The 12,041-nt window shown below is 39.2% G+C and carries 6 protein-coding genes and 1 pseudogene; 6 read left to right on the top strand and 1 reads right to left on the bottom strand.

The annotated features are described in order from the left end of the window. Window positions 1-416: pseudogene (locus tag ACOVO2_RS13410) on the bottom strand (23S rRNA (adenine(2503)-C(2))-methyltransferase RlmN); the annotation flags it as partial. A gap of 216 nt (window positions 417-632) precedes the next feature. Here ACOVO2_RS13410 and ACOVO2_RS13405 point away from each other — a divergent pair. The 6 genes from ACOVO2_RS13405 to ACOVO2_RS13380 all read left to right on the top strand — a co-directional run bounded on the left by ACOVO2_RS13405 (window position 633) and on the right by ACOVO2_RS13380 (window position 12,038). Continuing rightward, window positions 633-1,430 carry an SDR family oxidoreductase gene (locus ACOVO2_RS13405; RefSeq protein ID WP_421770469.1) on the top strand — a complete coding sequence of 266 codons (798 nt, stop codon included), beginning with the start codon at window positions 633-635 and terminating at the stop codon, window positions 1,428-1,430. A gap of 400 nt (window positions 1,431-1,830) precedes the next feature. After that, window positions 1,831-5,019, top strand: a complete 3,189-nt coding sequence (locus ACOVO2_RS13400) for a SusC/RagA family TonB-linked outer membrane protein (RefSeq protein WP_421770468.1) — start codon at window positions 1,831-1,833, stop codon at window positions 5,017-5,019. 34 nt (window positions 5,020-5,053) lie between these two features. After that, window positions 5,054-6,499 carry a SusD/RagB family nutrient-binding outer membrane lipoprotein gene (locus ACOVO2_RS13395; protein WP_421770467.1) on the top strand — a complete coding sequence of 482 codons (1,446 nt, stop codon included), beginning with the start codon at window positions 5,054-5,056 and terminating at the stop codon, window positions 6,497-6,499. A 436-nt stretch (window positions 6,500-6,935) separates the two neighbouring features. Further along, entirely contained in the window at window positions 6,936-10,010 is a 3,075-nt protein-coding gene (locus ACOVO2_RS13390) for a SusC/RagA family TonB-linked outer membrane protein (RefSeq protein ID WP_421770466.1), read from the top strand. Window positions 10,011-10,044: 34 nt separating this feature from the next. Further along, complete coding sequence (locus ACOVO2_RS13385) at window positions 10,045-11,508, top strand: RagB/SusD family nutrient uptake outer membrane protein (protein ID WP_421770465.1); 1,464 nt, start codon at window positions 10,045-10,047, stop codon at window positions 11,506-11,508. A 56-nt stretch (window positions 11,509-11,564) separates the two neighbouring features. Beyond that, window positions 11,565-12,038: a hypothetical protein gene (locus ACOVO2_RS13380; RefSeq protein WP_421770464.1), complete on the top strand. Its 474-nt coding sequence runs from the start codon at window positions 11,565-11,567 to the stop codon at window positions 12,036-12,038. Window positions 12,039-12,041: the final 3 nt, after the last annotated feature.

The following is a 12,041-nucleotide window of genomic DNA, read 5'->3' as shown; positions in this document are numbered from 1 at the left end:
ACTTGGTCGTAGATTTCGGCACCGTCAAGGTTTCGTTTACGTGCCATATAGCCAGTTGCACAAAACTTACACGTGAGCGAGCAACCCACCTGCGACGACACACAGGCAGTCATACGGTCGTCGGCAGGAATCAAAACGCCCTCAACCAAATTTCCATCAAACAGCTTAAATCCCGATTTGATGGTCTTATCATTACTTACTTGTTTTTTATGCACCGAAACCGCCCGAATCTCGAAATTCTCCTTCAATAATTCACGCGTTTTTAATGATAGGTTTGTCATATCATCAAAACTCCACGCCGACTTTTTCCAAAGCCATTCCGAAATTTGTTTTGCTCTGAAGCCTTGTTCGCCGTTGGCTGTGAGCCATGTCTTTATTTGCTCGGTCGAAAGCTTTCTTATGTCTTGTTTGCTCATACTGCCTATTTCTCAGCATCAACGTCGGCAGGGTTCAAAACCCTGCCGACGTTAATTTTCGTAAAAGATTTTTTTTATCTCGCAAAGTTCCGAAATATTCGTTGGTTTTGCCAAGAATAAACGTTTTATCATTCAAAAACCTTATTTTTGTTTCTGGTGAAAAATCACCTAACCTAAATTTATAAAACTGCGAACAGAATGTTCGCTTCACAAAAGATGAAAAGATTTGAAAATAAAGTTGTCTGGATTACGGGAGCATCGTCGGGTATTGGCGAGGCAACTGCTTATGCGTTTGCCAAAGAAGGAGCAAAATTGATACTCTCGGCTCGTAGAGAAGAAGAATTGTTGAGAGTAAAAAAGGCTACTGGCCTCCCCGAAGCTGATGTATTTGTATTGCCGATTGATGTAGAGAAAGCCGAAGAAATTGAGCCAAAAGCCCAGCAAGCAATTAAGCATTTCGGGCGAATTGATGTGTTATTTAATAATGCGGGTATTTCGCAACGCAGCTCGGTAGAAGAAACCGAAATGGCTGTTTATCAGAAAATAATGAATCTCAACTTTTTTGGAGTGGTGGCTCTGACAAAGGCTGTTTTGCCAACGATGAGAAAACAAAAAAGTGGACATATTGCCGTTACGAGTAGTTTGTCGGGGAAACTCGCCACACCGATGCGTTCGGGATACTGTGCCTCAAAGCACGCCTTGCACGGTTTTTTTGATGCCCTCCGTGCCGAAGTTTATGATGACAATATCGGTGTGAGCCTGATTTGCCCTGGGTATATCCGAACCAATATTTCGCTCAATGCCGTTGCTGCCGATGGCAGTAAATTTGGTAAAATGGATGAAAATCAGGCCAATGGAATGGCAGCCGAAGAGTGTGCCAGCCGAATTCTTGATGCCATACATAAAAATAAAGATGAAGTTTATATGGGCGGAAAAGAAGTTTTAGGGGTTTATTTGAAAAGATTCTTTCCGAAATTATTGGCGAAAATTGTGCGTGGGCAGATACCTAAGTAAATATTAAAATAGGAGGGAAGTTTTGATTTTGCCATTGGGCCTAAGGGTAGTTTCACAAAGAACATTTTTAGTTTGATGTGAAACTTTATTTTTATAAATAGTCCTGCCTCAAGGAATTTTATAAACAAGATTTTTCAAAACGCATTAAAAATATTTATCATATTAATTAAAATTATTTATTAAATTTTTTTGAATAAATAATTGTCTATAAAGTAATGATAATCAGTTTGTTATTTAGTAAAAGTAGAATGTTTGACATATCTCACAAACCTTGATTTTGGTCATAGTTTTTAAAAACTTCATCGCTTTTCTTTGCAAAATATTGTTTTTGTCTATAACTTTAGTTTGCAATAGATAAGTATTGCAAAATATTCTAAACTAAAAACTAACAACAAACTGTATGAGGAAACTTCTACTCGCCAGCATAATGCTGGTGTGGGCAAGCTTTGCTTTTGCTCAAGAAAAAACAGTATCAGGGAAGGTAACTTCTTCTGAGGACGGCTCTCCACTTCCGGGTGTGAGTATCTTAATTAAAGGTTCTACTAAAGGTGCAACAACTGACGGTAATGGTATCTACAAAATCTCCGCTCCCGCCAACGCAACACTAAGCTTTAGCTTTATTGGTTTTGAAACAACTATCGAGAACATCGGAAATCGAACAATTATTGATGTGCAGATGAAGTCAGATGTGGCTTTACTTAACGAAGTAGCTGTAACTGCACTCGGTATCTCGCGTGAGAAAAGGTCTTTGAATTACACCGTTCAAGAATTAAAATCAGATAAACTTACAGTTGCTCGTGATGCCAACGTGGGAAATGCTCTGGCTGGAAAGATTGCGGGTGTTCAAGTACTGGGTCAGTCAGGTGCTAAATTTGGCTCACCAAACATTCGTATTCGTGGTATTAACTCTCTTACTGGTGGCGATCCGTTATATGTTGTCGATGGAACACCTGTAGCGAGTATCGCTGATGTAAATATGGATGACGTTGACAACCTAACAGTATTGAAAGGTCCATCGGCGTCAGCACTTTATGGTAATCGTGGTTCGGCTGGTGTTATCGTAATTACTACAAAGAGAGCAAAAGCTGGCGAAACTACATTTAGTGTTAATCATAGCACTACGATGGACAGAGTAGCGTTATTACCAGAGTATCAGAATGAGTACGGTGGTGGTTATTCACAAGAGTGGGAAACGTTTACTTATAACCCTGCAATTGACCCCGTAGAGTGGAAGGCATTTAATGGTCAAAAAATCTTAGATTATTCTGCTGATGAAAGCTGGGGACCAAAATTAGATGGAACATTACACCGTTCGGCTTTTTCGTGGCAGCAAGGCCCAGAATTTGGGCAATTGACTCCATTTTCGCCAAATCCTAACAACGTTAGAGATTTTTTCGAAACACCAATTAGTAATAATACAAACTTTGCCTTTGCTAAAGGCGGAGATAATTATCAATCTCGTATTTCTTATACACACATTGATAATAAGGGTATTGTGCCAAATAGTAGCCAAAAAAGAGATTTCGTAAGTGCTAAGAATACCTATAACTTTACCAGCAAATTTTCTGCTACCTTAGATGTAACTTACTCGGCAACTCGTGCCAGAAATGTTCCTGCCGATAATTATGGCTCGTCAGGTGGTACTTCTGCAAGTGGTTTCGTAGGAGCAAGTCCAAACGCAACGGTTTCAGGATATAACCAAACCATAGGTTCATTCAATCAATGGTTTCAACGTCAATTGAGTATTGAAGACCTAAAAAACTACAAAAATCCAGATGGTACTTACAGAAGCTGGAATATTGGTGGTCCGCGTGATCCTAAACCAAAATACTGGGATAGCCCGTATACTCAAATGTATGAAAGTACAAACCTTAATAACAATGACCGCATTTATGGAAGTTTAGGTTTATCTTACAAAATTACTGATTACTTGACGGCTTCAGTTGCTTCTCGTAGAGATTGGAGAAGTTATTATGGAGAAGGCCGTATTGCTTATGGAACATTAAATGCAGGTGGCTTAGGGGCTTATGCTAACTACGGAACTACGAGTTTTGAAAACAACCATGAAGCATTATTGGCGTTTAATAAAAACTTTAGTAAATTTTCGGTTGTAGCCAACGCTGGAGGTAATATTCGTTATTCAAATGCTGGTGTTTATACTCAATCTACTGTTGGTGGACTTACAACTCCGGGTTTCTATAACATTGCCGCTTCAAAAGATCGCCCTTCGGTACAGTCATTAAAATATGAACGCCGTGTAAATAGTATTTACGGGAACGTAAGCGTTGGTTATAATAACATTGCGTTTATCGAAGGAACAATTCGTAACGACTGGTCGTCAACATTACCAAAGGCGAATAACTCATACTTGTACCCTTCGATTGGTGGTAGCTTTATATTATCTGAAATACTTCCAAAAAATAATGTTTTAACATTCGCAAAAGTAAGAGGTAGTTTTGCTCAAGTTGGTACGGATGTAGGTCCTTATGCAATTGGTCTTACTTATGGAACCGGAAACCCTTTTGGGTCGAACCCTACTCAATATCTGCCAACTCAATTACCAAACCAAGATTTGAAACCAGGTCTTTCGTCGGCGTATGAAGGTGGTATCGATTTGAAATTCTTCAATAATCGTGTAGGCGTAGAGTTTACGGCTTATCGTAATAATAATAAAGATCAAATTATCGGATTGTCAGTGCCGGCAACTAGTGGTTATTCATCAGCTTTGATTAATGCAGGTTTAATTCAAACACAAGGTTTTGAAATCCACATTGGTGCAACTCCAATCAAATCGACTAATTTAACTTGGGATGTTGACTTGAACTTCGACCGTAATACTTCAAAAGTTGTTGAATTGGCCGATGGATTGAGTAACTATCAATTAGGTGGTCCAACTTGGAGAACACTCACCGTAAATGCTCGTGTTGGTGAACAATGGGGCCTTTTGGTTGGTAGAGGTTTTAAAGTAAACGATAAAGGTGAGAAATTAATCGGAGCAGACGGTCATTACATTCCACAAGATAATAAAGTGTTAGGTTCGGTATTACCTAAGTTTAAAGGTGGTTTGATGAATACCCTCACTTACAAAAACTTCTCGTTCCGTGCTAACATCGACTTCGTTGTAGGAGGTAAATTCTTCTCTACTACAAAAATGTTTAATGCTTACGCTGGTTTAGCTGCCGAAACTGCTGGTTTGAACGAACTTGGCAAACCTAAGCGTGACCCAGTTTCTGATGGGGGTGGTATCTTATTACCAGGTGTAACCGAAGATGGCAAACCAAATACTGTACGTGTAGAAACACAAGAGTTTTACGAAGATAAAATGTTTGCATTTAACGAAAAATGGCTTTATGACCAAACCTACGTAAAACTAAGAGAAGTAGCATTGGGTTATAATATCCCTAAAACAATTATGGGTGGTAAGTTATTCAAATCGGCCAAGGTAGCATTTATCGTACGTAATCCTATATTGATATATAGTGCAGCTGGTGGTGGAATTGATATTTCAGAAGCTGAAGTTTATTGGACAGAAGGTGGGCAATTACCTCCAGTACGCTCGTTTGGTATTAACCTAAATTTAGGATTCTAATTTATCTCACTCCTTTTATTAAACGAACATTAGTATGAAAAAAATATCAATATATAAAACATTAGCATTCGCAGCAGTATTGGGTATTTCGACCACTGCCTGTGAGCCTGGCGATTTTGGTGATATGAATATCAGCCCAAATAGCCCTTCTACCCCAAATACTGCGGGTTTCTTAACTGGAGCGTTGCGTAACGTAGGAGCAATGACGACTGACATCGTACCGGCTCTTTATACACAACAATTCGGAGACGTAACATACATTGAAGAGTCTCGTTATAAAACTATCAATTTTAGTTATAACGGTTTTTATACTGGCCCTTTAGTAGCATATCAGAATATCATTAATTTGAATACAGATCCTGAAACAAAAGTCACTGCTGCTGCTAATGGTTCGAACAATAATCAAATAGCGATTGCTCGTATTGCAAAGGCTTATACTTATCTTTGGATTACGGACCGTTGGGGTGATATTCCTTATTCAGAGGCTTTGAAAGGTAAGGCTGATTTTAGCCCTGCTTTTGATTCTCAACAAGCTGTTTACAACGATTTATTTAAGGAATTGAAAGAGGCACAAGCTCAGTTTGATGGTGGAAAAACTGTAGTTGGTGATATCCTTTTTAGCGGAAATGCCACTCGTTGGAAAAAGTTTGCTAACTCTTTGCGTTTGGTAATGGCCCTTCGTTTATCAAAAGTTGACCCAGCGAAAGGAAAAGCAGAATTTTTGGCTGCAATGGCCGATGGCCCACTTACATCAAATGCTGATAATGTGAGATACACTTATTTGGCTGAGGCAAATAATGAGCATCCTTTGTATAATAACTATATCACATCTAATCGTAAAGATTACGCTGTAAGTGATGTGATGGTGAACTATTTACTTAAAACTAACGACCCACGTATTGCGGCAATTGCTGATAAAAACATTAATCAGAAATATGCAGGCGTACCATATGGTGTATTCCCAGCAGCATCAAAAGCACAAGATGTATCGTTGGCAGCTACTACAATGCGTCAACAAAATTCGGCTGCAAACGTGCTTACTTATGCTCAAGTGTTGTTTTCACAAGCTGAAGCAGCCAAATTAGGTTGGATTTCAGGAGATGCCAAAGCTCTCTATGAAGCAGCTATTACAGCCTCAATGCAACAATGGTTAGGAACTGCTGCAACACCAGCCGCTATAGCTGATTTCTTGAAACAAGATGGCGTTGCGTATAAAGATGCTACCGCGTTAGAGCAAATTGCTACGCAAAAATGGGTTGCGTTGTTCTACCAAGGTAATGAAGCATGGGCAGAATGGCGTCGTACAGGCTTCCCTAAATTAACACCAGCTTCAAAGCCATTGAATGCAAGTGGACAGATTCCTCGTCGTATGGCTTATGTAGCAACCGAAGGAACTTTGAATAAAATTAATTATGAAAAAGTTGTTTCAACCCAAGGGCCTGATACACAAGATACACGTGTGTGGTGGGATAAAAAATAATTAATGCAAGCAATATTTCAAAAGGGGAGGGGTCTTTCGAGATAGCAAACGTCCAGTACGTTTCTTCTACCCTAATACAGAATCAGGTGCAAACCAAGCAAATGTAACGGCTCAAGGTAATATTGATGCTTTTGCTACAAGATTATTCTGGGATATTGACTAAGATTTCTAATCAATATTTTAGGTCAAAAGAGGTTGCTGTAATGGCAACCTCTTTTGCTTTTAATCAGGACAAAATCTTGTTTGTAGCCACATCTGAGCAAGTTTTTCGATTGGAATAATCGGTCACTACCAAATATAATTTGACATTTTTTAGAAATTAGAAAACAATTATCTTCTTTAGATTGTTTTTAAATTATTTGCGAAATTAAATGTTATGACATTATTTTTGTATTCAATTATTTCAAATTTAACAATTAACAAACTAAACTAACTAATGATGATGAGGAAAAATCTACTTAGCCTCCTTTTTGCAGTTATTATTTGTGTGCAGGCATTTGCACAAGATAAAACTGTATCGGGTAAGGTTACATCTGCAGATGATGGCACTCCACTTCCGGGAGTGAGTGTATCAGTAAAAGGCACAAGCAGAGGTACTACAACTGATGCTTCAGGTGTTTACAAAATTTCAGTTTCTGGTAATGCTACGCTAATATTTAGCTTTATCGGTTTTACTTCACAACAAGTAGCGGTAAGTAATCGCACAATTGTTGATGTACAATTAGCCTCAGATGCTCAAGAACTTTCAGAAGCGGTTGTGGTAGGTTATGGTACACAATCTCGTAGAACTTTAACTGGTTCACAATCATCCGTGAAAGGTTCTGAAATTGCAACAATGCCAACAAACTCATTTGACAAAGCTCTACAAGGTCGTGCTGCTGGTGTACAAATCTTAGGTGCGAACGGTACCCCAGGTGGTGCTGCACAAGTGCGTGTTCGTGGTGTAGGAACTATCAAAGGTGGCACTGACCCACTTTATGTAGTAGATGGTGTGCAGATTAACTCAAATAGTGGTTCGGCAGCCTTTACAAGTTCAAACCCCTTGAACTATTTAAATCCAAATGATATCGAATCAATCGAGGTATTGAAAGATGCGGCTTCTGCTGCTATCTATGGTGCTGCGGCCGCCAATGGTGTAGTTTTGATTAATACCAAAAAAGGTAAGTCTGGTGCAACAAAAGTTAGCTTTGATTATTTTACGGGTATAGTTGAGCCAACTCAGTATTTGGATGTATTAAATACACAAGAATGGATTGCTGTAAGAAATGAGGCTATAATCAACCAGAGCCCAACAACCGAGCCAGGTGCTGCTATGCGTACTACGCTCGGAGCGATTCGTCTCGACCCTGCCTTGACTACTGACCAAGTAGCTGCCCTTCCAACTTACGATTGGCAAAGAGAGTCTTACGTATCGGGTAGAACTAATAACTATAGCATTAGCTTGAATGGTGGAAGTGAGAAATCAACTTTCTATCTTTCAGGAAGCTACAACGGTACTGATGCAAACGTGCGTAATGTAGATTACAAGGGTGGTAATATTAATGCAAAGATTAGTAATAAGGTTACCTCTCGCTTAACGGTTGATAACTCAATCAACTTGAGTTCATTTGTGCAACGTGGTCAGTTTGGTGGCCCTGGTGGTGGTAGTTTCTTAGGTTCACCAACATTCTCTGCACCGTTGATTTTACCTCACAATCAAATCTTTAAAGATGATGGCACCTATTTTGGTACACCAGCAGAAGGTGGTATTGCAGGTATTTTGAATCAAAACGTATTGATGGTAAGTGATTTGAATAAAATTGAATCTCGTGTGAATCAAGCAATTGCTTCAACGGTTCTTACTTATAAAATCATGAAAGGCTTATCTTTCCGCCCTTCAGCAAGTATCGATTATCGTTTTATCAAAGGTTTCAACTTCCAAGACCCACGTACAGCTGATGCCTTCAACGTAAGAGGTAGAATTCAAAACCAAAATACTGAAAATATCAACTTTATTTTGAATGCCGTTGTAAACTACGACAAGCAGATCAATACAGTTCATAATATCAGTGCATTGGCAGGGGCAGAATATAGAAGAGACCAATCAGAGAACGTACAACAGTCGGCTGAAGGTATTCCAACACCACAGTTTACAGTAGCAGGTGCAGCTGCCAACCCAATCACAACGTTTGCTTCTTGGACAGCATTCAAAAAAGCGGGTGTTTTTGGTCGTGTAAGTTATGACTATGCGGGTAAATATTTATTAGGTTTAACTGCTCGTTATGATGGTTCTTCACGTTTTGGTGCGAATAACCTTTGGGGTTTCTTCCCAGGAATTTCGGCAGGTTGGGACCTTTCTCAAGAAGCATTCTTGAAAAACAACGCGTACGTAAATCAATTGAAGTTACGTGCAAGTTATGGTTCGTTGGGTGCTGACCAAATCGGTAACTTTGATTCAAGAGGCCTTTTCGGTGGTGGTTTCAACTACGGAGGTGTGAGTGGTATTGCTCCAACTCAATTAGCTAACCCGAACTTACGTTGGGAACAAAACGTAACAACTAACTTTGCGGTTGATTATGGTTTATTTAATAACCGTGTACAAGGTTCGGTAGAATATTTCATCCGTACTTCAAAAGATCTTATCCTGGATCGTCCGGTAACTTGGTTGAGTGGATATAGCACAATTTCTGAAAACGTTGGTGAATTAGAAAACAGAGGTTTTGAGTTTGATATTAAAACTGTAAACGTTGATAAATCAGCTAATAACAGAGGTTTCAAATGGACTACTTCATTCAACTTTACACAAATTGATAATAAAGTAACGAAACTTTATGATACCTTGACGACACTTCCAGGTCGTGCAGTTGATGGCTGGATTAAGATTGGATACCCTGTTAACTCAATCTATACTGCTGAGTATGCGGGCGTTAACCCAGCTACTGGTCGTGCAATGTGGTATGATAACAACGGAAATATTATTTACCGTTTAGCAGGTAATCCAGATTCATATTCAAAAATTATTGGTAGCCAAATTCCAAGATACTATGGTGGACTCACAAATACATTCTCTTTCAAAGGTTTTGATTTAGAAGTATTCTTCAATTATGAGTTTGGACGTACAGTGTTCAATAATCAATCGGCATTTATGGCTGAAAATGGTGGACGTTTATTCAATACGCTTCGTTCAATCTACGAAAACCGCTGGACAACCCCAGGACAAATCACAACTGTGCCACGTCCATTTAATGGTAATGCCGAAGTATTAGGTTCGGGTATTACGGCAGGTTCGAGATTCTACGAAGATGCTTCTTTCGTTCGTGTGAAAACATTAACATTTGGATATAACTTCTCTCGTGATTTATTGAAGAAAGTGAAAATTGATAGAGCAAGATTGTATGTACAAGGCTACAACCTTTACACATGGAGCAAGTGGACTGGTTTCGACTCTGAGTTTATTAACTTAGGAAGTGGAAACAATGGAGCTATCCCGCAGCCACGTACCATTACTTTTGGTTTACAACTTGGTTTATAATTTCAATAGTATTAAGATATAATTTGATAGAAATATGAAAGGAAAATATTCATTTAAAATAGCAGTCTTAGGCTTAGTGCTGACGTTTGCGTCTTGTACCGATTTACTCGACGTACAGCCACGTGCCTCGATTGATGCAGTAACTGCCCTTACCACGGAAGATGCAATCAATGCCGCCGTTAATGGTATCTACGATAGATTACAATCTACTAACCTTTATGGTAGAGATTTAGTGGCAATTCCTGAGGCTTTGGCCGATAACGGAAGAGCAACCAACAAATCTGGTCGTTTGAATGCCGAATACCAAAACCAAATCAATGCTCATTTTATTCACTGGCAGACATCTTACTTTGCTATCAACCAAGCAAATTTAGTATTAGATGCTCTTCCAAAGGTTGAAAAAATGACGCAAGCAAACAAAGACTTTGTAGAGGCACAAGCGTTGTTTATCAGAGGTTTACTTTACTTTGAGTTGATGCGTGCGTATGCGTATGAGCCAGGAGTAGAAATCAAAGAAGCAAGCAAAGGTGGAGTTCCATTGTTGAAGTCAGGAGTAGCAGATGCTACACAAATTAAATTAGAGGCTCGTGCTTCTATCAATGATGTGTACGAATCAATTTACACTGACCTTACAAACTCAATTGCTAAATTTACAAGTTCTGGTAGAACAGCAACTGCTTCATTTGCCAATAGAACTGCTGCTCAAGCGATATTCTCACGTGTAGCATTGTACCGTGGCGACTATACAAATGCAGCTAAATATGCAACAGATGCTTTGGCAACTGGTAGTGTAGGCCGTTTCCAGACACGTGATACTTATGTAAGTGCTTGGCGTTCGGCTAATCACCCAGAGTCAATCTTCGAGATTCAGTATCAAACTAACGAAAATATTGGTGTGAATACTTCGTTGCAAACTACTTACACTACTTTGATTGCTACGGGTAACCGTACTACAACTGGTGGTTTCGGAGACTTAGTACCTACAAGAGCTTTATTAGATGCTTTTGAGTCGGAGAAAGATGCTGAAGGTAAAACGATTGTTGATGTACGTCGCTCTTTATATGAACTCGGAACAGCGGGTCGTGGTACTGCCGAAATCGAATGTACTAAATTCTTAGGAAGAAGTGGCCAAGTGAACCTTGATAATATTCCAGTTATCAGAGTATCAGAAATGTATCTTAATCGTGCCGAAGCTTTGGCAAGAAGCGGAAACGCTGCTGGTGCTTTAACTGACCTTAACGTGATTCGTACTCGTGCTGGATTACCGGCTGCTACTGGTCTAACAGGGGCTGCTTTAATCACTGAAATCTTGAAGCAACGTCGTTTAGAATTAGCCTTTGAAGGACACCGTTTCTTTGATATGAAACGTCTCGGACTTGACATCGTTAAAGCGGCACCAGTACAGAACTTAAACTTTACTGACTTCCGCGTTTTAGCACCAATTCCAGTTCGTGAAATTCAAGCTAACGCTAACTTAAAACAAAATACTGGATATTAATCTTAAAAATTGATTCTGATATTTTGAAATTTTAGAAATTTTAAACGAAAAATTATATGAAAAAAATATTTGGTATAGCAATGGCATTGGTGACAAGCATCATGATGTCATCATGCTTCAAGGATAACCAACCTGTTTTTGATTCTCTATATTTAGTTGAGTTTCAAGATGCGGTTACTACTGCACCTGCATTAAACAAAACATTTCCTATTCAAGCAGTAGCAAACGGTGCTGGTTCGTTGACAAGGAGAATAAATTTAGTGGGTCGTCAGCGTGAAACAGAAGAGTCAATCAAATTTTCGGTTGACCCTGTTGAAACAACTGCTAAAGAAGGCGTACATTACAGCCTTGAAGGTGGAGTAGTGAAGATTCCTGCAAAATCAAGCTTTGGCGATTGCAAAATCAATATCTTGAGAGCCCCTGCTGCTCCTGGCACAAACGTTGTGCTTGTATTGGTATTGGAAGGTAACGGAAGTGATGTAAAACCTAATGAAAATTACAAAAAATTAGGTTTTAGAATTGCTCTGTAATTG

It is taken from the genome of Emticicia sp., from assembly GCF_049241225.1.
Taxonomy (GTDB): domain Bacteria; phylum Bacteroidota; class Bacteroidia; order Cytophagales; family Spirosomataceae; genus Emticicia.
The sequence above is the reverse complement of the archived record's forward strand: the minus strand, read 5'-3'. Positions and strand labels throughout refer to the sequence as shown.

What these genes read in the sequence shown, in the direction of transcription:
- ACOVO2_RS13400 (WP_421770468.1), top strand. Translation starts at nt 1,831, where the DNA reads ATGAGGAAACTTCTACTCGCCAGCATAATGCTGGTGTGGGCAAGCTTT.
- ACOVO2_RS13385 (WP_421770465.1), top strand. Translation starts at nt 10,045, where the DNA reads ATGAAAGGAAAATATTCATTTAAAATAGCAGTCTTAGGCTTAGTGCTG.
- ACOVO2_RS13390 (WP_421770466.1), top strand. Translation starts at nt 6,936, where the DNA reads ATGATGATGAGGAAAAATCTACTTAGCCTCCTTTTTGCAGTTATTATT.
- ACOVO2_RS13395 (WP_421770467.1), top strand. Translation starts at nt 5,054, where the DNA reads ATGAAAAAAATATCAATATATAAAACATTAGCATTCGCAGCAGTATTG.
- ACOVO2_RS13380 (WP_421770464.1), top strand. Translation starts at nt 11,565, where the DNA reads ATGAAAAAAATATTTGGTATAGCAATGGCATTGGTGACAAGCATCATG.
- ACOVO2_RS13405 (WP_421770469.1), top strand. Translation starts at nt 633, where the DNA reads ATGAAAAGATTTGAAAATAAAGTTGTCTGGATTACGGGAGCATCGTCG.